Source organism: Allobosea sp. P1_B10 (assembly GCF_056406735.1).
In genome coordinates this window covers 593522-614912 of record NZ_JBFTZP010000001.1, presented here as the reverse complement: position 1 = coordinate 614912, position 21391 = coordinate 593522, and the positions used below count along the sequence as shown (strand labels likewise).

General features: G+C 66.2%; 18 protein-coding genes, 1 tRNA gene and 1 pseudogene. 4 read left to right on the top strand and 16 right to left on the bottom strand.

Going from position 1 to position 21391, the window contains the following annotated elements:
• Positions 1 to 106: 106 nt before the first annotated feature.
• Positions 107 to 1144: pseudogene (locus AC1D2L_RS03080) on the top strand (tyrosine-type recombinase/integrase); the annotation flags it as partial.
• 154 nt (positions 1145 to 1298) lie between these two features.
• On the opposite strand, the gene AC1D2L_RS03075 reads toward AC1D2L_RS03080, so the two are convergent.
• The 5 genes from AC1D2L_RS03075 to AC1D2L_RS03055 all read right to left on the bottom strand — a co-directional run bounded on the left by AC1D2L_RS03075 (position 1299) and on the right by AC1D2L_RS03055 (position 4560).
• Positions 1299 to 1374, bottom strand: a tRNA-Phe gene (locus tag AC1D2L_RS03075).
• A 204-nt stretch (positions 1375 to 1578) separates the two neighbouring features.
• Complete coding sequence (gene yacG, locus AC1D2L_RS03070; protein WP_476844336.1) at positions 1579 to 1797, bottom strand: DNA gyrase inhibitor YacG; 219 nt, start codon at positions 1795 to 1797, stop codon at positions 1579 to 1581.
• Entirely contained in the window at positions 1790 to 2611 is an 822-nt protein-coding gene (locus tag AC1D2L_RS03065; RefSeq protein WP_476844335.1) for an SDR family NAD(P)-dependent oxidoreductase, read from the bottom strand. The genes yacG and AC1D2L_RS03065 overlap by 8 nt, the downstream gene beginning before the upstream one ends.
• 235 nt (positions 2612 to 2846) lie before the next feature.
• Entirely contained in the window at positions 2847 to 3902 is a 1056-nt protein-coding gene (gene hisC, locus AC1D2L_RS03060) for a histidinol-phosphate transaminase (protein WP_476844334.1), read from the bottom strand.
• Positions 3903 to 3951: 49 nt separating this feature from the next.
• On the bottom strand, positions 3952 to 4560 hold the full coding sequence (locus AC1D2L_RS03055) for a Maf-like protein (RefSeq protein WP_476844333.1): 609 nt from the start codon (positions 4558 to 4560) through the stop codon (positions 3952 to 3954).
• A 363-nt stretch (positions 4561 to 4923) separates the two neighbouring features.
• On the opposite strand from AC1D2L_RS03055, the gene AC1D2L_RS03050 reads away from it, so the two are divergent.
• Positions 4924 to 5307, top strand: a complete 384-nt coding sequence (locus AC1D2L_RS03050) for a hypothetical protein (protein ID WP_476844332.1) — start codon at positions 4924 to 4926, stop codon at positions 5305 to 5307.
• Between the two features lie 4 nt (positions 5308 to 5311).
• Here AC1D2L_RS03050 and AC1D2L_RS03045 read toward each other — a convergent pair whose 3' ends face one another.
• Together AC1D2L_RS03045 and AC1D2L_RS03040 are read right to left on the bottom strand one after the other, a co-directional pair.
• Positions 5312 to 6160: a CDP-alcohol phosphatidyltransferase family protein gene (locus AC1D2L_RS03045; protein WP_476844331.1), complete on the bottom strand. Its 849-nt coding sequence runs from the start codon at positions 6158 to 6160 to the stop codon at positions 5312 to 5314.
• Between the two features lie 104 nt (positions 6161 to 6264).
• The gene (locus tag AC1D2L_RS03040) at positions 6265 to 7008 is read right to left on the bottom strand and encodes a phosphatidylserine decarboxylase (protein ID WP_476844661.1); all 744 of its coding nucleotides are present in this window, start codon (positions 7006 to 7008) and stop codon (positions 6265 to 6267) included.
• Positions 7009 to 7547: 539 nt separating this feature from the next.
• Here AC1D2L_RS03040 and tam point away from each other — a divergent pair.
• Together tam and AC1D2L_RS03030 are read left to right on the top strand one after the other, a co-directional pair.
• On the top strand, positions 7548 to 8318 hold the full coding sequence (gene tam, locus AC1D2L_RS03035) for a trans-aconitate 2-methyltransferase (RefSeq protein WP_476844330.1): 771 nt from the start codon (positions 7548 to 7550) through the stop codon (positions 8316 to 8318).
• A gap of 24 nt (positions 8319 to 8342) precedes the next feature.
• Positions 8343 to 8828 carry a GNAT family N-acetyltransferase gene (locus AC1D2L_RS03030; RefSeq protein WP_476844329.1) on the top strand — a complete coding sequence of 162 codons (486 nt, stop codon included), beginning with the start codon at positions 8343 to 8345 and terminating at the stop codon, positions 8826 to 8828.
• Positions 8829 to 8852: 24 nt separating this feature from the next.
• Here AC1D2L_RS03030 and AC1D2L_RS03025 read toward each other — a convergent pair whose 3' ends face one another.
• The 9 genes from AC1D2L_RS03025 to AC1D2L_RS02985 form a co-directional block, all read right to left on the bottom strand.
• The gene (locus tag AC1D2L_RS03025) at positions 8853 to 9335 is read right to left on the bottom strand and encodes a hypothetical protein (RefSeq protein WP_476844328.1); all 483 of its coding nucleotides are present in this window, start codon (positions 9333 to 9335) and stop codon (positions 8853 to 8855) included.
• 96 nt (positions 9336 to 9431) lie between these two features.
• Complete coding sequence (locus AC1D2L_RS03020; RefSeq protein WP_476844327.1) at positions 9432 to 10925, bottom strand: carboxypeptidase M32; 1494 nt, start codon at positions 10923 to 10925, stop codon at positions 9432 to 9434.
• A gap of 171 nt (positions 10926 to 11096) precedes the next feature.
• Positions 11097 to 12188: an NADH:flavin oxidoreductase/NADH oxidase gene (locus AC1D2L_RS03015; RefSeq protein WP_476844326.1), complete on the bottom strand. Its 1092-nt coding sequence runs from the start codon at positions 12186 to 12188 to the stop codon at positions 11097 to 11099.
• A gap of 125 nt (positions 12189 to 12313) precedes the next feature.
• Positions 12314 to 13261 (bottom strand): AEC family transporter, encoded by a 948-nt coding sequence (locus tag AC1D2L_RS03010; RefSeq protein WP_476844325.1) that lies wholly within the window; start codon positions 13259 to 13261, stop codon positions 12314 to 12316.
• Positions 13262 to 13475: 214 nt separating this feature from the next.
• On the bottom strand, positions 13476 to 14807 hold the full coding sequence (locus tag AC1D2L_RS03005) for a beta-propeller fold lactonase family protein (protein ID WP_476844324.1): 1332 nt from the start codon (positions 14805 to 14807) through the stop codon (positions 13476 to 13478).
• A 188-nt stretch (positions 14808 to 14995) separates the two neighbouring features.
• Positions 14996 to 17911 (bottom strand): FAD-binding and (Fe-S)-binding domain-containing protein, encoded by a 2916-nt coding sequence (locus AC1D2L_RS03000; protein ID WP_476844323.1) that lies wholly within the window; start codon positions 17909 to 17911, stop codon positions 14996 to 14998.
• 152 nt (positions 17912 to 18063) lie between these two features.
• The gene (locus AC1D2L_RS02995; RefSeq protein WP_476844322.1) at positions 18064 to 19587 is read right to left on the bottom strand and encodes a tripartite tricarboxylate transporter permease; all 1524 of its coding nucleotides are present in this window, start codon (positions 19585 to 19587) and stop codon (positions 18064 to 18066) included.
• Positions 19588 to 19596: 9 nt separating this feature from the next.
• Positions 19597 to 20100, bottom strand: coding sequence for a tripartite tricarboxylate transporter TctB family protein (locus AC1D2L_RS02990; protein ID WP_476844321.1), 504 nt, complete (start codon positions 20098 to 20100; stop codon positions 19597 to 19599).
• A gap of 126 nt (positions 20101 to 20226) precedes the next feature.
• Entirely contained in the window at positions 20227 to 21210 is a 984-nt protein-coding gene (locus tag AC1D2L_RS02985) for a Bug family tripartite tricarboxylate transporter substrate binding protein (RefSeq protein WP_476844320.1), read from the bottom strand.
• Positions 21211 to 21391: the final 181 nt, after the last annotated feature.

The following is a 21391-nucleotide window of genomic DNA, read 5'->3' as shown; positions in this document are numbered from 1 at the left end:
CGTATGCCCGTCCCTCGAATGATCAACACGCGCACGGTATGGGACGCGCGCGAGATAGACGCTGCTTTTGACGACCTGCCGCGCAAACAAGAAGCCAACCCCTGGGATGATGAGGAGACAATCCATGTTCCGCTGCAAGATGCTGGACGGCAGCGGGTACGTCGAACTGACGCGGATCACGGAGGACACTGACCGTCACGGAAACGTGCGCCTCTATGTCCGGATGCCGGGCAGGGTCAAGGTCCGCCTGCGGGCCGCGCCGGGTTCACCAGAGTTCATGACGGAATACAAAGCAGCCGTTGCGGGGCAGGCGGCCCCCGTCGGGCCGGTGACATACCAGCAACTGACCAAGATTGCGCCAGGAACCATCAGGTGGCTCGTCCAGCGCTATTATGATTGCGCCGAGTTCAAGCAGCTGAACGCCAGGACGCGGCACGTCCGACAGCTGATCCTTCGACGCGTCTGCGAGGCTGATGGCGACAAGCCGTACGCCTTGCTCGAGCCCAAGCATATTCGGTCGCGGCGGGATAAAAAGACCGACACTCCTGAAGCCGCGAATTCAATGATCAAAGCATTGCGACAGGTTTTTGCCTTCGCGATGGCCAACGACCTCGTAAAGAGCAACCCCGCCCTAGCCGTCCCTTTCTTGAAAAAGAAGGGCGACGGGCACCATTCATGGACCGACGGCGAAGTCGCGAAATTCGAGGCACGTCATCCAATCGGGACACCGGCTCGCCTTGCGCTGGCATTGCTGCTTCTGACGGCGCAGCGTCGATCGGACATTGTCCTATTCGGGCCGGGGCATGTTCAGGACGGTTGGCTGATTTTCACGCAGGTGAAGAATGCCGAGCGAAAGCCGATATCGCTGCACATTCCGATTAAGCCGGAACTACAAGCCGTGATCGACGCGACGCCAACCGGCGCGAAGACGTTTCTCGTGAACACGTACGGAAAGCCGTTCACCGCCAATGGATTCGGCAACTGGTTCCGCGAACGTTGCGACGAAGCAGGCCTTCCGCAATGCTCGTCACACGGGCTTCGTAAGGCGGCTGCGTCGCGGCTGGCGGAGTCCGGGGCGACCGATCGAGAGATCATGGCCATCACGGGGCACACTACGTCGAAAGAGGTCACGCGCTACACAAAAGCGGCAAATCAGAAGCTGCTAGCTGAAGCGGCGTTCGGGCGCGTCGCCCCTGGTGGGCATGACGTGATAATTGTCCCACCTGTCCTAAGCGGCGCAAAGGGTGGGACACCAAGTGTCTCTAACCCTCTGAAAACAAGTCAGAAAAAGGGAGGAATGGTGCCCAGAGCTGGAATCGAACCAGCGACACTGCGATTTTCAGTCGCATGCTCTACCAACTGAGCTATCTGGGCGCCGGGAAGCGGCTGGCGCGTCCTGTTGGTGGGCGGGGTATAGTCGGTGATGCGGGGGCTGTCCAGTCGCTTGCGACAGCTTTGTCAGGCAAATTTTTGGCGCTCAGCGAAGGCGGCCGTTTTTTCCTTCCAAGCCGCCTTGCGGGGCCTTTCCTGCGCCAAACGACGGCTTCCCCGCTGGACGCTGCCTGTGGATAGTGCTGCTCAGCGTTCCTCGTCGATCTCGGGCTTGCCGGTTTCGGCCTCGTCGACGGGCTCTCCGGGAATCACATAGCTGCCCTTGAGCCAGCGTCCGAGGTCGATGTCGGCGCAGCGCGACGAGCAGAACGGCTTGAAGCGCGCCACCATCGGCTTGCCGCAGATCGCGCAGGGCTTTTCGCGCAATTGCTTTGCGGGGGGCGGCGTATTTTCGTTATCAGCCATATTTAAGCGTAATGCCTCCGTCGACGACGAGTTCGATGCCCGTCACATAGCGCGCTTCGCTGCTGGCGAGAAACAGCGCCGCATAGGCCACGTCCCAGGCCTCGCCCATGTGGCCCATCGGCACCTGCGCGTCCCGCGCCGCCCACATCGCCTCGACGTCGCCAGCGCCATAGGCCTGGGCCAATCCGGCGGAATGCTCCACCATCGGTGTCTTCATCAGGCCGGGCAGGATTGCATTCACCCGGATCTTTTCGGGCGCGTACTGCGCGGCGGTCGTGCGGGTCAGCTGGTTCAGGGCCGCCTTGGTGGCGGAGTAGCTGGCATAGGGCACACCAGTGTGGCGAATCGAGGCGATCGACGAGATGTTGATGATCGAGCCGCCTTCGCCGGTTGCAGCGAACTGGCGCTGCATCACCGGGATGACATGCTTCATCGCCAGGAAGGCGCCGGTCAGGTTGACCTTGAAGACGCGGTCCCAGGTTTCCTCGGGCAGGTCGACGACGCTGCCGACTTCCGCGATCCCCACATTGTTGTCGAGGATGTCGATGCGGCCATAGCGGCCAAGCGTGCGCCCCACGAGGTCGGCGACGGCATCGCTGTTTGTCACGTCGGTCTGGACCGCAAAGGCCTGGCCGCCCTCGTTCTGGATGAAGGCCGCGGTTTCCTCTGCGGCGGCGAGGTTGATGTCGGCGCAGATCACCTTGGCGCCCTCGCGGGCAAAGACCGTGGCCGTCGCCTTGCCATTGCCCCAGCCTGGCCCGATCGAGCCCGCCCCGGCAACGATCGCGACCTTCCCCCACAGACGTTCAGACATAGGCATTCCTCCTGGCGGCGCGCCTTGTACGGCCGGCGCGGTTGCCCGGGCAGGATCGGGGGTTATCGGCCCGGCCGCAAGTGCTCAGCAGGATGCCCAGGGGGGCGTGTTGGGCAGCTCCGCCCTAGAGGGGCGGGCTGCGCCCTTAGAGAGGCTGCTGCTGAGCCCTGGAGGTCCTGCAGGTGCGCCACGACATCCTCGCGCCTAGCCGGACGGGGCTGGGCAGCGAAGCCGCCTACAGGAACTCTGCCAGCGCCTGCGTCAGCCGCTCGAGGTCAGACGTCGAGCCGATCGTGATGCGGATGAAGTCTGCCACGCGCGGGTGAGAAAAGTGTCGGACGAGCACCGCGCGCTCGCGCAGGGCCGAGGCTACGCTGGCGCCGCTATGGCGCGGGTGCCGCGCGAAGACGAAGTTGGCGCTCGATGGCAGCACCTCGAAGCCGAGCTTCGCCAGTGATGCGGTCAGGCTTTCGCGATTGGCGATGATGGTCGCCCGGCTCTGCTGGAAATGCGTCTCGTCCTCGATGGCGGCGATGGCGCCGGCCTGGGCGGGGCGCCCGAGCGGATAGGAATTGAAGCTGTCCTTGACCCGCGTGAGCGCCTCGATCAACGCGGAATCGCCGATGGCGAACCCGACCCGAAGGCCGGCCAGCGCTCGCGACTTCGACAACGTCTGGACCACGAGCAGGTTGGGATGGTCATGGATGAGGGGCACGGCGCTCTCCGCGCCGAAATCGACATAGGCCTCGTCGATGACCACGGGAACATCGGCGTGCGCCGCCACGAGCCGCTCGATCTCCGCCCGCGACAGCGCGATGCCGGTCGGTGCATTCGGGTTGGGGATGATGATCGCGCCGCCTCGCCCGAGATAGTCAGAGGTGCGCACGCGCATCCCCCCGTCGAGCGGGACGGTTTCATGCTCGATCCCCAGCAGACGGCAATAGACGGGATAGAAGCTGTAGGTGATGTCGGGGAAGAGCAGGGGGCCGGCTTGCTTCAGCAGTCCGGCGAAGGCGTGCGCGAGCACCTCGTCCGAGCCATTGCCGACAAAGACCTGCTCGGGCGCGACCTTGTGATAATCGGCCAGAACCTCGCGCAGGCGGGTCGATTGCGGATCGGGATAAAGGCGCAGGCTGTCGTCTGCGGCCGCGCGGATGGCCTCGATCGCCATCGGCGAGGGGCCAAACGGACTTTCATTGGTATTCAGCTTCACCAGCCCGGGAATCTGGGGCTGCTCGCCGGGCACATAGGGGGACAGCCCCCGGGCCAACTCCGACCAGTAGCGGCTCACGTGCATTCCTCTTCCACCAGCGGGATTAGTCGCCAGCCCAGTTCTGGGTCTAGCCGAGGTTCATCCAGCCCATGCGGACCGGAAAGCCTTCGCCGCCGAGCAGGTTGACCGTCTCGTAGAGCGGTAGCCCGACGACGCCCGTATAAGAGCCGACCAGCTTGATCACGAAGGAGCCGGCGATGCCCTGAATGGCATAGCCGCCGGCCTTGCCACGCCATTCGCCCGAGGCGAGATAGGCGTCGATGTCTTCGCTGGAGAGGCGCTTGAAGCGCAGCCGCGTCTCGACGATGCGGTCCCTGATCGTGCCCGATGGCGTCACGATTGCCACGGACGTGTAGACCCGGTGAGCGCGGCCCGAGAGCAGGCGCAGGCAGGCGGCAGCCTCGTCGACGATCTCCGCCTTGGGAAGGATGCGCCGGCCGACCGCGACCACGGTATCGGCCGCGACAATGTAGCAGCCTTCAAGATCGGCGCGTGATTTCGCGCCGTCTCGCGCCGCTTCGGCCTTGCCGCGGGCGAGCCGCCGCGAGAGGTCGCGCGGCCGCTCGCTCTTCAGCGGGGTCTCGTCGATATCGGCGGGCAGCACTGCGTCGGGCTTCAGCCCGGCCTGCTCCAGCAGCGCGTGCCGTCGGGGCGAAGCCGATCCCAGCACGAGCATGGGCCGCCATCCGGGGTGTTTGGGAGTGGAAAAGAAGCTCAAGATGCGGCCTGACCGATGGTTCTTGCGCAAGGCGCACGCGAACCCAAGCCTCTAGAGCATGATGCCGGAAAGGGGAAATCCGGATTATGCCCGCATCGGCATCCTGGTCCTTCCGTGATCGATTTGTGTTGCGAATAACGCATGCGAACTCGGGTATTTCGAGCTAGTCATGCCGATTATGCATAAAAAGAATGCCGCTCGCCGCTTGCGTGCATTGCACAATGAGGCTGGACCGGCCACACTCGGGGGCTGCGAGCCCAGGGTTCGCGGCGTGGGCCGGCCGTCAGGCGAGGCCCTGGAATATCCGGAGTGACCCCAGAGATGACGAGATCGAGCAAGTCCCTTCAGGCTGTTGCCGGAGCGGGCGTGGAAGCACAGGCGCTTGCCGCCCGGATGGTGACGCTGCAGGCGGATGCCGGTCTGACCATCGCCATGCGGATGCCAATCCTGCTGAAGGGTGCTCTCGGCGACAGCCGTGGCCAGCGCGAGGCCGCCAAGGCGGTGACAGAGAAAATGTCGGCGGTGATGGAAAGCGGTCTGGCAGCAGGGCAGGCGGCCGCGATGTTCTGGTGGGGGCTCGCCCTCAACCCGCTCGCTCAGGTCGATTTTGCCGAGGCCGCCGCCAAGGTCGCCAACAGCACGCTGGAGCCGTTCTCCAAGCGCACCCGGGCCAATGCGACCCGCCTGACGGGCCGCAAGCGCTAACCGTTCAGCTCGCGTCTGCCGAGCTGTCCACGACGGCGGCGGCAGGTTCCGATGCAGCCGTCTCGTGTTCGCGCTCCAGCTTGCGATAGCGGGCAACGCTGAGCGGGATCAGGGCGAGATAGCTCACGACGACCAGCGCCAGCATCTCGAACGGGTAGGCGAACAGCAGCCCCACGACGATGACCGCGATGACGAATATCGGGAGCACCTTGTCGCGCGGCACCCGTGTGCCCAGCGTCTTGCCGGCATAGCAGGGGATGCGCGAGATCGTCAGTAGCGCGATGAACAGGATGTAGAGGCCGACGAAGGGGGCGCCGTATTCCTGCACGGGCACGCCGATGAACTGCAGGTAGAGCGGCAGCATCGCGGTGATCGCGCCGGCGGGTGCCGGCATGCCGACGAAGAAATTCTTCTGCCAGTCGGGCCGGTTGGGATCGTCGATCATGACGTTGAAGCGCGCCAGCCGCAGCGCCATGGCGCAGGCGAGCGTGAGCACGGCGATCCAGCCGATCGATTTCAGGTCGTGCAGGACGAAGACCCACAGCACATAGCCGGTGGCGACGCCGAAATTGACGAAATCCGAGAGCGAATCGAGCTCTGCGCCGAAGCGCGAGGTTCCCTTCAACAGGCGCGCAAGGCGCCCGTCGACGCCGTCGAGCGCGGCTGCGATCAGGATACAGATCGTTGCGGCCTCGAGCTTGCCCTCGACGACCAGCCGCATCGCGGTGAGGCCGAGGCAAAGCGCCAGCAGCGTCACCAGATTCGGCGCCAGCAGACGAAACGGAATCGGCTTGAATCGGGCGCGCTTGGACTCGACGCGCTCGGGCTCGAAAGGCGGGAACAGATCACTCATGCGAGCCGGAATACGCGCTTTTGCAGGCGTAGGCTAGGCGGGGTGCGCCGTCATCCCACGCGCGCTGCAGGCGGATGCTGCGGGGCGCGTGGGACGAGGGACGCTCAGATTCCGCGATAGATCCGCGCAGGAGCCTCGTTTGCGGAGAAATCGGCCAGGACAGTCTCGCCGGCGATCATGGTCTGGCCTTCGCCGACCAGCACCTGCGTGCCGACCGGGAGGTAGACGTCGACGCGCGAGCCGAAGCGGATCAGGCCGAAACGCTCGCCGGTACCGATGGTGTCGCCTTCCTTGACGAAGGGCACGATGCGGCGGGCGATGAGGCCTGCGATCTGCACGACGCCGATGATTCCCGAACCGGTCTCGATCGCGAGCGCGTTGCGCTCGTTGTCGTCGCTGGCCTTGTCGAGTTCGGCGTTGAGGAAGAGGCCCGGCGTATAGGCCATCTTGACGATGCGGCCGGCCAGCGGAGCGCGGTTCACATGGCAGTCGAAGACATTCATGAAGATCGAGATGCGCGTCATCGGCTCGGCCGGCAGGTTCAGCTCCGGCGGGGGCAGGGCCGAGGCGATCTGGCTGACGCGGCCATCGGCCGGCGAGATCACCAGCCCTTCACGTTGCGGCGTGGTCCGGATGGGATCGCGGAAGAAGTAGCAGATCCAGATCGTGATGATCGCGCCGATCCAGCCAAAGGGCGACCACAGATTGGCGAGGATGATCGTCGCCACCAACCCGATGGCGATGAAGACATAGCCTTCCTTATGGATGGGCACGATCACCTTGCGGACGGAATCGACGAGCGACATGAATGGGTTCCGTGGGTCTGTTCGGCGCGGCTCTGCGCGGATGTTGCGGCATTCTGCGGCGGAAGTCTCGCGCAGAGGATTGGCGCTGGTTTAGGGGGTTAGGCGTCCCGGGGGAAGAGCCCTCCCATTTTGCTCGCGGGGATGGGCCGGCGACGCCTCCCGGCGAACCGGTTTTCAGCGTCCTGGTGCATCGCCAACCCTGCTGATGGGACGCAACGCGCGATGCCACGCAGGGGAAACAGGCTGTTCGATCGCCGCCGAACAATTGGGAGGAGGGCGAACCGAAGGGCTCGCCGGCTGCTCTGCCCTGGAGCACGAGTGTCTCGAAAGCCAACAGCCTCGCCGATTCGCGTCGCACCAGCGCGCCGGCCGCCACGGTGAAGCCACTCACCGTGAGGGCGAAGCAGGAATCGAACCCGTTCCAGCGTTCCCAGAGTTCGCCGCGGAGTGGCGCAAGGGAAGCTGTGGGTTTCGTTGCGTTCGCACCATGGACTTGCGGAGGCCGGCCCGTAGGCGTACCGGCCTTTCTCGAGCCCGATCCGCAGACGCCGCTCGCTTTATCGGCGGTGATGGAGATGCCGATGACCTGGTCCGCTACGCAGTACACGAAGTTCGAAGCCGAACGGAACCGTCCGATCTTTGACCTGCTGGCGCAGCTTCCGCCGCTCGAAAGCGGCCTCGGTGCCGATCTCGGTTGCGGGCCCGCCAACTCGACGGAACTTCTCAAGCGGCATTCCCCGGGTCTCGAACTCGTCGGCATGGATTCCTCGCCGGAGATGATCGAGGCCGCGAACAAGCGCATGCCGGGAACGCGCTTCGAACTCGGCGACATCGCCACTTGGGCCAATCCCGCGCCCGTCGACGTGATCCTTGCCAATGCCTCGCTGCAATGGGTCCCCGATCACCAGGCGCTGATGCCGGCCCTCATCGACAAGCTCAAGATCGGCGGGCGCCTCGCGGTGCAGATGCCGGACAACCTCGAGGAACCCGCCCACGTCCTGATGCGCGAGACCGCGGCGAATGGGCCCTGGGCCGGCGTACTCGCCAATTCCGCCAACGCGCGCACCGCCCGGCAGGAAGTCGACTGGTACTACCGCCTGCTGCGCGGCGCCGCCGCCGAAGTCGATATCTGGCGCACCACCTATTACCATGTGCTGGCCGGCGGGGCGTCGGGGATCGTCGAATGGTTCAAGGGCACGGGCCTTCGCCCCTTCATCAACCCGCTCGACGAGGCCCAGCGCGCCGCCTACCTCGAACGCTATACCGCCGCGGTCGCGAAGGCCTACCCGGCTTTGCCTGATGGCAGCGTGCTGCTCGCGTTCCCGCGTCTGTTCTTCGTGGCGAGACGATAGTCTGCGATCTGTGAGGTCCCTACGATGCCGGACGATGGCGACGCCGTTGGGGATTTGCGAGCCTCGTTCGCCGGCCTGGCCTTCGAGGATGTCTCCTTGCGGCTCGATCATGTCTATGAGGTCGAGCTGTCACCCTGGGGCGTGCAGGCCTTCCGGTTCGCGATTCTGGCGGATGAGCGGATCGCCGGGACGATCACCTTGCGGCCCGAGGCCACGCATCTCCTGACCCATCTCTCCGGCCAGATCGGCTTTTCGGTGGAGCCGGAATTTCGTGGACGCAACCTGGCGGAAAAGGCGGTGCGCGCGCTTCTGCCTGCGGCGGTCGCCAAGGGGCTGCGCGAGATCTGGATCACGACGACGCCGGAGAACGCCGCCTGCCGCCGCACGCTGGAGAAGCTTGGCTGCGTGCTGATCGAGAGCCTGATGGTCCCGCAGGATTATGAAAGCTACGCCCGGGGCGAGCGCGCCAAGCTGCGCTACCGGCTGGACCTGGGAAAGCCGGCCGGGTGATCCCGGCCGGCCGCGTCGGCTAGCTCAGCTCTTGAGCTTGGTGTTGCACTGGCTCCAGTAGCCGCCGCCCTTCTCGATCCACTTGAGCGTGCCGTTGGCGTTGGCTGCCTTGTTGGCGTTGTACTGGTCGGCGCAGGTTTTCAGCCGCGCCTTGCCCGGCGATTCCTCCGAGTACTTCGTAGCTACCGCCTTGGGGAACACAGCGGCCTTGGCGCGAGTCGGGGCAGCCGGCATAGCCGGCTTGGCGCCGGCCGCCGGCGCGGCCATCGTCGCGGGAGCGGGCGTCGGTTCGGCGACCGCCGCTGCGGCATCATTCTCGGACGCATCGTCATCGCCGCACTGGGCCTTGCGGAAGTCGTTCCACTTCTGGCCCTTGAGCGTGTTGGCCTTTTTGGCGTCCTGGTATTTGACGCCGCATTCCTTCATCGTCAGCGCGGCGGCGGGCGTGATGGAAACGGACGCGACCGCGATCGCGGCTGCGGATGCTAAAATCATCGTTCTCAGCATGGGTATCTCCTGGGCTCGGTCCGTTGCCGGCACGCGATCCAAATCCCATTCGCGTCGCGATTCAAGTCCCGTCTTCGTGCGCGAGCCCGTCTCCCGTCAGGCCTCGCCAACGTAGCGCCGTTTCAGATGCGCCTTGAACACCGCGGCATCGAGGGGGCGGCCGGTGGCGCGGGTAAGGAGCTCGTCCGTCTGGTATAGGCTGGCCTGGCTATGGATGTTGCTGCGCAGCCAGCCGACCAGCGGCGCGAATTCGCCGCGCCCGATCGCCGGCAGGATCTCGGGATCGGCGGCGCAGGCAGCGTCAAAGATCTGCGCGGCGGTCATCGCGCCCAGCGTATAGGTCGGGAAATAGCCCCAGCCGCCGCTCGGCCAATGGATGTCCTGCAGACAGCCGACCCGGTCATTGGGCGGGGCCACCCCCAGCAGGCTCTGCATTCCGGCATTCCATGCCGATGGCAGCTCCGACAGCGGCATCGCATCGGCGATTAGAGCCTTCTCCAGCCGGTAGCGCAGGATGACATGGGCGGGGTAGGTCACCTCGTCGGCATCGACACGGATGAACCCGGGCTCCACCTTGGTATAGCGGGCGAGCACGGCCTGCGTCTCCCAGGCGGGCCCCGAGCCGCCGAAGGTCTCGCGCATCAGCGGCGCGGCGAAGCCGATGAACTCGGCCGAGCGGCAGGCCTGCATCTCGACCAGCAGCGACTGGCTCTCGTGCAGGCTCATGCCGCGCGCGGCGCCGACGGGCTGGTTCATGAAGCCCCGCGGCCGGCCCTGCTCATAGAGTGCGTGGCCGGTCTCGTGGAGCACGCCCATCAGCGCCTTGGCGAAATCGGCCTCGTCATAGCGCGTGGTGATGCGCACATCATTGTCGGCCCCGCCGCAGAACGGATGCGTCGAGACATCAAGGCGTCCGCGCTCGAAATCATAGCCGAGCGCCGCCATCATGCGCAGGCCGAGCGCCCGCTGCTTCTCGATGGCAAAGGGCCCCTCCGGCGCGGGAACCAACGGGCGCCTGGCCTGATGCTCGAGCGCCTGCTGCAGGAAGCCCGGCAGGAAGCCGGCGAGATCGTCGAACAGCAGGTCGATCTTGGCCGAACGCCCGCCGGGCTCGTAATCGTTGAGCAGCGCGTCATACGGGCTCAGGCCCAGCCGCTCGCCCTTGGCGACGCCGATCTGGCGCTGCAGGTTCAACACCTCCGCGAGATAGGGCAGGAGGCCTGCGAAATCCGACTCCGCGCGCGCCTGCCGCCAGCGCATCTCGCAGGCCGAGGTCGCCTTGCTGGAAGCCTCGACGAGATCGGCCGGCAGTGCGGTCTCGACAGTCCAGACGCGTCGGATCTCGCGCAGATTGGCGCGCTCCCATTCGCCGAGGCCCGTATCTGCGTCGGCATCGGCGAGCCAGTCGCCGATGCGGGGCTCGACCACCATGCCGTGCCGCAGCACCTCCAGCAGGGCCATGCTCTCGGACCGCGTCGGCGAGGCGCCGGCCGGCATCATCGCGGCCGTGTCCCAACTCAGGATGCCGATGGCGTTGGACAAGGCGGAGATGCGGCCGAAATGAGCGGCGAGCTCGGAATAGGCGGTCATTGGGTGTCTGCTCCGGTAATGGCGCGGAAGGGCTCTAAGGTATTTCTGCGGACTGAATCGTCATTGCGAGCGTCAGCGAAGCAATCCAGGGGCGGCAGTGCCCCACGCCGTCTGGATTGCTTCGTCGCCTTGCTCCTCGCAATGACGGTCCTGCTTGGGCGCAGGGCCAGCTCAGCCGAAAAGCTGCTTCAGATTGCGCGGCTGCGAGCGCAGATACTGGTTGGGCGCCTTGACCGTCGCGCCGAGATGGGCTGCCGCGCGCCAAGGCCAGCGCGGATCGAACAGCATCCCGCGTGCCAGTGCGACGAAGTCCGCATCGCCAGTGCCGATGATCGCCTCCGCCTGGTCGGGCTCGGTGATCAGCCCGACCGCCATCGTCGGCAGGCCGGTCGCATGCTTGATGGCGCGTGCCAGAGGCACCTGGTAGCTCGGTCCGAGCGGGATTTTCTGCGCCGCCGAAAGGCCGCCGCTCGAGACGTCGATGAAATCGGCGCCATGAGCCTGCGTCGCCTTGGCGAAGGCGATGGTCTGCTCCAGATCCCAGCCGCCCTCGATCCAGTCCGTGGCCGAGACCCGGAAGCCGACGGGATATCCGCCGGGGACGGCGGCGCGCACCGCGTCGAGCACCGCGAGCGGGAAGCGCATGCGGTTTTCCAGCGAGCCGCCATAGGCATCCTCGCGCCGGTTCGAGATCGGCGACAGGAACTGGTGCATCAGGTAGCCATGGGCGCCGTGCAACTCGATCGCCGCGAAGCCGGCTCGCACGGCCCGTCTGGCCGAGTCGGCAAAACTTTCGACCAGGCGCGCAATATCGCTCTCGCTCAGTGCGACCGGGGCCTCGGCGTGGCCCTCGAACGCGACAGCGGACGGGGCAACACGGGTCCAGCCGCCTTCGCTATGGGGCAGCTGTCCGCCGCCGTTCCAGGGCTGGGCCGTGCCCGCCTTGCGGCCGGCATGGGCGAGCTGCACACCGATCGGCATGTCGGACTGGCTTGCGATCGCGGCCAGCGTCTTCGTCAGCGCAGCTTCTGTCTCGTCCGACCAGAGCCCGACATCGAAGGGCGAGATCCGGCCCGCGGGCTCTACGGCCGTCGCCTCGATGAACAGCAGCCCTGCGCCCGACAGCGCGAGGTGGCCGAGATGGATGATGTGCCAGTCGGTCGTGCAGCCGTCCTGCGCGGAATACTGGCACATCGGCGCGATGACGATCCGGTTGGCGAGGTCGAGATCGCCGATCGGGGAGGGGCTGAAGAGCTGGCTCATGTGTATCGTGTCGCCTCGTCGATAGGGCTTGTGCATGGCGGCGACACTATCCGCATCGCCGTCACGCTGGCCATGGGCAGGGGCGCAGATGCCGGCCGCTCCTGACGCAAGGAGGTGCCCTGTGCTCAGGGCGTGAGGCTCTGGCCCGAAACCAGCCAGACCGCGAGCGGGAATGTGAGCGCAGCCAGCGCCGTCGAGGCGACGATGGCTGCCGCGATTGGCTTGCCGCCGGTTTCGAAGCGCTCGGCGATGACGAAGACATTGGCGGCGGTCGGCAGGGCGGCATAGAGTACGCCCGCCGTGACCCAGAACGGATCGAGCTGCAGCACGGGGCCTAGCAGGCACCAGACGAGCAGCGGATGCAGCACGAGCTTTCCCAGGACCAGCGGCGCGATTCGCGTGACCGAGAGCCCGCTGCCACCCCATTGCCGGGCCGCCAGGCCGAGCGCGAACACGCCGACCGGCGCCGCCGCGTTACCAAGGAAGGACAGGAACCGATCTGCGGGCTCGGGGATAGACACCCCGCTCAGCGAGAGCGCCAGGCCTGCCGCGATCGACAGCATGAAAGGATTGAGGAGCGTGCCCTTGACCAGGCCGGCGACGATCGACAGCGCCGAGCCCGTGCCGCGCCCGGCCTCGATCAACCCGATTGCCAGCGGGATCAGCAGCGCGGTGTCGAAGATGAGGCCAATCGCGATCGGCGACGCTGCACGCTCGCCGAGGAAGGCAAGCATGAGCGGAATCCCGAGAAAGGCGAAGTTGCCGCCGACCATGGCCTGGCCGTGCGAAACCGCGCCGCCATAGCTGAGCCCGCGGCCGCGCAGGAACAGTGCGGTGGACAGCAGCATCAGCACCCCGATGGCGGCCAGCGCGACGAAGAAGGTCGTGTTCCAGAGTTCCGCGATAGGCTGGCGTGACATCACGCGCAGGATCATCGCCGGCGTCGCGATCATGAATGCGAAAGTATTGAGCACGCGGACCGCCTCGGGGCCGAACAAGGTGCGCCCCGAGGCCAGTGCGCCGAGCGCGATCACGGCGAAGAACGGCGTGCTGGTGGCGAGAAATTGCAGCATGGGGCCTCGCGGAGCACGCGCCGATCGTTGTCATAAAGCGCGTCGTCATCCTGGGCGGCCGAAGGCCGGCCCGGGATCCATCATGGGGAACTGAGCCCTCCGATGGATCCCGGGACTTCGCGACGCGAAGCCCAGGATGACGATGCGCTAGGACGGCGTTGTAGTCAGCAAGCCAATCGTTCCGCCATGCTCCGCCACGCAGGGCGGCAGCGCGTCAGTTCGCCTGGAATGCCCCGATCATGTAGCTCTCATTGCCGATCTCGGTGACGCGGCCCTTCACCTCGTAGCTCGCGAGATCGACGATCCAGACCACGCTGGAATTCGACTTGCCCTTGGGCGCGCCGGTGATCGCGGCATATTTCCCGTCGGGCGTGATCGCGATGCCGCGCGGCCGCGAGGGCTCGCCGCCCGGCGTCTTCAGTTCGATTCGCTTGAGCGTCGCCGGCTGGCCCGCCAGCGCCTTCTCGACATCGATGACGTCGATGTTGTTGGCGCGGAACTGGGTGGAGAGGATGCGCTTGCCGTCCGGCAGGAAGGCGGCGACGAAGGGCCTTGTCGGCGTCGCTTTGTCGTCGGTGCCGACCAGCACGCGCGCGACCTCGGCCTTGGCAGGGTTGGCCAGCGCCTTCTCGACATCGACGATCGAGACCGTGTTTCCGGCGATGTCGGTCTGCGCGCTTTCGCGGGAGGCGTGCGCGACCAGCTTGCCGTCAGGGCTGGTCGAGATGCCGAAGCCGCCGGCCTGCACCGGAATGCGCGCGAGTTCGGCGCCGGCCTCTCCGGCGATGGCCTTGGCCAGGCTCATCACGGTGATGTCGTCGGTGCCGCCATTGGCGCCAAAAATCGTGCCGCCGCCGAGCGGGCTGATGGTGACGCCGTTGGTATCGGGGAAGCAGCCGAACTTCGGATCGGGCGCGCGATGCGGCACCGGGTCGGGCGGGCAGGGGAAGCCGGGCTTGCCAAAGGCCTGCTCGACCTTGCGGATCACTTTTCGGGTGCTGAGGTCGACGATGCTGATATGCCGCCCGCCATCCTCGTCGCCCTCGCGCTCGGCATGGGCGAGCACGGCGTGCCGGCCGTCGGCCGCGATCGCGAAGCCGGTGGGGCCAAAGCCCTCCGTCTCGATATAACCTTCAACGGCGGCGAGCGTCTCGTTGCTGGCGGGGTCGAGCGCCTTGCCGAGATCGAGGACCGTGACGGTGCCGGCATGGCCGTGCTGGAAGGCGGCCGCCGCATCGGGCCGGGTGCGACCGGAGTGATTGACGACATAGGCGCGCCGGTTGTCGGGCGCGATCGCGATCGAGATCGGCTGGCCGCTGGCGATCACGGTCTTGCCGTCGACCTCGATATCGGGCGTCACGCGCAGCCGGTTCACCACCGCCTTCGGCGTGCCGTCGTTGGCCGGGTCGATCGCCTTCTCCAGGTCGATCACCAGCACGACATTGTCCCAGCGCCCGCTCGCCAGGAAATAGTCCTTCGCCATCGTCTCCGTTCCCCCCAGCGCGCAAAGCGCCGTCATACCCGTCAGCAGCATCGTCCGTAGCATGGTCCATCCTCCCTGGATTGGCCCGGTTGCCGGGTCGTTGGTCGAGTGCCTCTCGCAGCCCTCATCCTGAGGAGCCGCAGAGCGGCGTCCCGAAGGATGCTTCAGTCGGAATTAGCCCTGTGGACCATCCTTTGAGACCCAGGCTTCGCCTGCTCCTCAGGATGAGGGCCGATGGTTCTTCAGCCGCCTCAATCCTCCAGCGCATCGGCCAGCACGCGCGCGACATGGATCGCCTCGCGTCCCGCACCGTCATGGATCTGGTGGCGGCAACTCGTGCCGTCGGCGACGATGACGTCGTCCGCTCCGGCCTTCCGAACTGCCGGCAGCAGCGAGAGCTCGCCCATTGCCATCGAGACGTCGATCGTCGCCGCGCCATAGCCGAAGGCGCCGGACATGCCGCAGCAACTCGACTCGATCGGCCTGATCTCCAGCCCCGGTACCGCCCGCAGTGTCGCCTCGACGGCGCCCATCGCGTCGAAGGCCTTCTGATGGCAGTGGCCGTGCAGATGCGCGACGCGCCCGCCCTGATCCTTGAGCGGCAGGGTGGTGGTGCCGGCCTTGATGTCGGCCGCCAGCAATTCCTCCAGCAGGAAGGCGGACTTTGCCGCCGGCTCGACTTCGGCCTTCGGCAGCAACGCGGAAAACTCGTCGCGGAAGGTCAGGAGGCAGGAGGGCTCCAGCCCGACGATGCGCGCGCCCTTGGCGACGAAGGGAGAGAGCGCGTCGAGCGTGCGCCGTGCCTCCGCCCGCGCCTCGTCGACCAGCCCGGCCGAGAGGAAGGTGCGCCCGCAACACAAAGGCCTGCCGCCATCGGCAGCCTCGACCTTGTGCAGCCGGTAGCCGCCGGCAGCCAGCACGCGCTCGGCGGCCTCGAGGTTCTCGCGCTCGAAATAGCGGTTGAAGGTGTCGCCGAAGAGCACGATGTCGCGCCCGTCGCCCTTCACGTCCGCAAGCGATGCCCTGCCGCCGCCCTGCTTCCAGGGCGCGCGCCAGACTGGCAGCGAGCGCCTTGCGCTGAAGCCGAGCAGCCGCTCGCTCAGCTGCGCCAGCGCCGGAATTTTGTCGCGCAAATTCATCAGCGACGCGAGTTTCGCGGCCAGCGGCGCGTAGCGGGGGAGGTAGGCGATCAGCCTTTCCTTCAGCGGCAGGCCGTGGCGCTGGTGGTACTGGCTCAGGAACTCGACCTTCATCCGCGCCATGTCGACGCCTGTGGGGCAGTCGCGCTTGCAGCCCTTGCAGGAGACGCAGAGATCGAGCGTCTCCTTCATCTCGGGTGAGGTGAAGGCGTCGGGTCCGAGCTGGCCGGAAATGGCGAGGCGCAGCGAATTCGCCCGGCCGCGCGTGACATGCTGCTCTTCGCGCGTGGCGCGATAGGAGGGGCACATCGTCCCGCCCGACATTTTTCGGCAGGTGCCGTTGTTGTTGCACATCTCGACAGCGCCGCCGAGGCCGCCCCAATCCGACCAGTCGAGTGCTGTCTGGACCGGGATCGGCGTGGCATAGCCCGGCGGGAAGCGCATCAGCGAGCGGTCGTCCATGCGCAAGGGGCGCACGATCTTGCCGGGGTTGAGGCGGTTGTCGGGGTCGAAGCCGTCCTTCACCTGCTCGAAGGCGCGGGTGAGGGGGCCGCCGAACATCGGCTCCACGAACTCCGAGCGCGAGATGCCGTCGCCATGCTCGCCGGAATAGGAGCCCTTGAAGCGGCGCACGAGATCGCAGGCCTCCTCGGCGATGCCGCGCATCGCCTTCACGCCCGCCTCGTCCTTCATGTTCAGGATCGGGCGCACATGCAGGCAGCCGACGGAGGCATGGGCATACCAGGTGCCACGCGTGCCATGCCGCTCGAACAGGGCGGTGACGGCGTCGGTGTAATCCGCGAGATGCTCGAGCGGCACCGCGCAATCCTCGATGAAGGAGACCGGCTTCCCGTCGCCCTTCATCGACATCATGATGTTCAGGCAGGCCTCGCGCACCTCCCAGACCGGTTTCTGCCGCGCGGGCTCCACCACTTCGACGACGGCGTCAGGGTAGCCGTGATCGGCCATGCACTGGTCGAGCCGCTTCAGGTCGCGCCGAAGGACAGCGAGCTCGTCGCCGGCGAATTCCACCAGCAGCAGGCAGTTCGGCGTGCCGCGCGTGATGTCGGCGAGCGTGCGCACGAAGAGGGGGATGTCGGCGCCCAGCACCAGCACATTGTTGTCGACGAGCTCGACCGCGACCGGCCCGAGCGCGACGATGTGCTGCGTCGTCTCCATCGCGGCGCGGAAGCTCGGGAAATGGCAGACGCCCATGACGCGATGGGTCGGCAGGGGAGAGAGCTTCAGCGTCGCCTCGGTGGTGATGGCGAGCGTGCCCTCGGAGCCGACCAGCAGATGCGAGAGATTGGGTCGCGCAGGCAGCAACTCGTCGAGATTGTAGCCGCCGACGCGGCGCTGCACCTTCGGGAAGATCGCCTCGATCTCCACGCGGTGGCTGTCGGCGAGGCCGATCATCCGGCTCATCAGGTCGCGCGCACGCACCGACTGGTTGTCGCCGACCGCGGCCTCGCCCAGCGCAAAGCCTTCGCTGTCATGGAACATCGCCTTCATGGCGAGCACGTTGTCGACCATCTTGCCGTAGCGCAGCGAGCGCGCGCCCGACGAGTTGTTGCCGGCCATGCCGCCGATGGTGCAGCGGCTAGCCGTCGAGGGCTCGACGGGGAAGAACAGCCCGTCCTTCTTCACCTGCGCGTTCAGCGCCTCCAGCACGATGCCGGGCGCGACAGAAACCGTCGCGCTCGCCGGGTCGTAGTTCCGGATGCCATTGAAATGCCGGCTCATGTCCAGGATCAACGCATCGCCGATCGGCTGGCCGTTCTGCGAGGTGCCGCCGCCGCGCGCGATCACGGGCACGCCATGCTCGGCAGCAATCGTCAGGGCCGCGGCGATGTCGGCTTCGGATTTCGGGAAGACCACGCCCTGCGGGATGATCTGGTAGATCGAGGCATCGGTAGCGTAGCGCCCCCGCGTAAAAGCGTCGAAACGCACTTCGCCCTCGAGCGTCTGGGCCAGGCGGCGCTCCAGCCCGAGATTGCGGGCGTGGGGTTTGGTCGGTTGTTCGGTCATTCTGTCATCCAGCAGGCGCAGGCACTTGGCGTCCAGGCACTTGGCGTCCAGGCACTTGGCGTCATTGCGAGCGCAGCGAAGCAATCCAGCCGGGGCAAGGCACGACGCTTGCCTCTGGATTGCTTCGCTGCGCTCGCAATGACGGTTTCATCTTATTCCGCTGCTGCGGCTTCGACCGGCCGCCCCCGCCGCCTTGCGAAGCCGAGCAGGTCGGCGAGCGGGCCCCAGAGCAGCAGGAGCATGGCGAGCACGACCAGCGTTCCCACAAGTCCGTTCGCCCAGAACACGTTGAGCGAGCCGGCCGAGCCGAGCAGCGCCTGGCGGAAGGCGTCCTCCGCGCGGTCTCCCAGCACCAGCGCCAGCACGAGCGGGGCCAGCGGATAGTCGAGCTTCTTGAAGACGTAGCCGATGATGCCGAAGATCAGCATCAGCCAGATGTCGAAGATCGAATTCGAGATGGTGTAGGCGCCGATAGCGCAGACGATTAGGATCACCGGCGCGACGAAGGAGAACGGCACCCGCATGATCGCGGCGAAGAGCGGCACGGTGGCGAGCACGATGATCAGCCCGGCGAGGTTGCCGAGATACATCGAGGCGATGAGCCCCCAGACGAACTCCTTCTGCTCGACGAAGAGCAGCGGCCCCGGCTGCAGCCCCCAGACCAGCAGGCCGCCGAGCAGCACGGCGGCAGTCGCGGAGCCCGGAATGCCGAGCGCCAGCATCGGCAGCAGCGCGCTGGTGCCGGCGGCGTGGGCGGCGGTCTCGGGCGCGAGCACGCCCTCGATCTCGCCCTTGCCGAAATGCTTGCCCCGCTTCGAGAAGCGCTTGGCCAGGCCGTAGCCCATGAAGGAGGCGGCGATGGCGCCGCCCGGCGTGACGCCCATCCACATCCCGACCAGAGAGGAGCGGACGAGGGTGGCCCAGTAACGCGGCAGGCTGGCCCAGGTCCGCAGCACGACCTTGAGGTCGATGCGCGCCTGCTTGCCCTTGAACACCAGCCCTTCCTCGACGGTGAGCAGGATCTCGCTGACGCCGAACAGGCCGATGACCACGATCAGGAAGTCGAAGCCGCGCATCAGTTCCATCGAGCCAAACGTCATGCGCAGGTCGCCGGAGATCGAATCCAGCCCCACGGCGGCCAGCAGGAAGCCGATGCAGAGCGAGGCCAGGATCTTTGCGCGGTTCTCGCGGCCCATCCCGATGAAGGAGCAGAAGGTCAAAAGGAACACCGCGAAGAACTCGGCCGGGCCGAATCTGAGCGCAAAGGAGGCCACCAGCGGCGCCACGAAGGTGATCAGGATGACGCCCGAGAGCGCCCCGATGAAGGAGGCAGTGAAGGCGGCGGTCAGCGCTTCCGCAGCCTTGCCCTGCACAGCCATCGGGTAGCCGTCGAACGTCGTCGCCACGGACCAGGCTTCGCCGGGGATGTTGAACAGGATCGAGGTGATCGCCCCGCCGAACAGCGCGCCCCAATAGATCGACGAGAGCAGGATGATGGCGGAGGTCGGGTCCATGCCGAAGGTGAGTGGCAGCAGGATCGCGACGCCGTTGGGGCCGCCCAGCCCAGGCAGTACGCCGACGATGATGCCCAGCACTACGCCGAGCGCCATGTAGCCGATATTGTGCCAGGACAGCGCGAGCTGGAAGCCGGCCATCAGTGAGGCGAGATCATCCATGCGTCGTCCTCAATAGCCCAGGGCGGCCTCGAGCGGCCCCTTCGGCAGGGGCACCCGGAACTGCAGCTCGAAAATCCAGAAACAGACCAGCGGCACGAGGACCGCCGTGAGCGCGATGGCCCACCAGCGCGAGGTCGCGATGATGCCCATGAAGACGAGGATGAAGATGCCCGCAGCCACGTAGAGGCCCAGCGGCTGGATCAGCGCAACGAACAGCACCAGCGGGCCCAAGACCCGCACGACCATGCCAAGCTGCTCATAGGTGACGAAGACGCTGTCCTGCGGCGACCTGAAGGATTGCACCAGGATGAAGACCGACGCTGCGAGGAAGATCCAGCCGACACGAGCCGGGAAGAAGCCGTTCTGCGGGCCATTATCCCAGCCGGCACCGCGCCCGTGGGAGTCGTAGAGCACCACGAGGGCCAGGAGGATGAGGATCGCAGCGGTGATCCGCTCGACCGGGCGGCGCGAAATGCCGCGCTGTGGGGGGCTTTGCTTGGTTAGGTCTGACATCGATTACTCCCGCGCGCGTCGTGGCGGACAGGCCGCGATCCGGGATCCATTCCTGAAAGCTTCGGGCATGGATCCCGGGTCTTCGCTTCGCCTAGTCCGGGATGACGCGCACCCCTCGAAAACCCGTCACTTGGCCATGAATCCGGCGTCGCTCATCAGCTTGGCGTGCAGGGCCTCATCGGTCTTCAGGAAGGAGACGAAGGCGTCGCCGTCGCGATAGTCGGGCACGAGCGCGCCGCGGGCGAGATACTCTTTCCACTCCGGCGTCTCGGAGACCTTCTTGAACATTGCGACGTAATAGGCCTGCTGTTCCTTGGTGACCTTGCCGGGCATGAACATGCCGCGCAGCATCTGGTAGCTGACATTCAGCCCCTGCGACTTGCAGGTCGGGATGTCGGCCCAGGACTGCCCGTCGGCGACCTTCTCGGTGTAGGTCATCTTCTGGTCGGAGAAGACGCAGATCGGGCGCGTGGCGCCGCCGCGCCAGTTGGCGACATCCTCGGCGGGGTTGTTGGTCGAGGCCTCGATATGGCGGCCGGAGAGCTGGGTCGAGGTCGTGCCGCCGCTGGTATGCGGAATGAAGGCGAACTTGGTGCCGCCGGCCTGTTCCATCGCGAAGACGATCAGGTTGTCCTCGCGTTTCGAGGAGGTCCCGCCGATCTTCATCGGCGGCGAGGCCTTCTTGGCGGCTTCCATGAAGTCGCCCGCGGTCTTGTAGGGCGCCTTGGCGTTGACCCAGAGCACGAACGAGTCCTGCGCCATCATCGCGATCGGCGTGTAGTCGGTCCAGACCAGCGGCAACTTCGTCGCCATCGGCGTCATGAAGATGCCGCTCGAGGTGGTGATCAGCTTGTGGGGATCGCCCGCCGATTTCTGGATTTCGAGCATGCCCTCGGCGCCGCCGGCGGCTGGCTTGTTGACGACGATGACCGGCTGCGAGGTCAGATTGTGCTTCTGGATGATGCCCTGCATCGTGCGGGCCATCTGGTCGGACGCACCGCCCGCCGCGAATGGCACGACGATCTCGATCGCCTTGGTCGGCTCCCAGGCGAGAGCGGGCATCGCTCCGCCGATGACAACCGCCGATGCGGCAAGCCAACGCTGCTTCATGGTCGTTCCTCTCCCTGTCCGCGCTCTTACGGCGTCGTCAGCGGGAGCGTAGAACCAAAAAATTTTGCATTCAATCTGAAAATCGCAATGGAACGAAGTGACGACCATGCAGTCGCCGGGGTTGCGGCTAAGCGGTCCAGCAAGGTGCTGGCTCGTTGCTCATGCAATGCTCGGTTGCGCC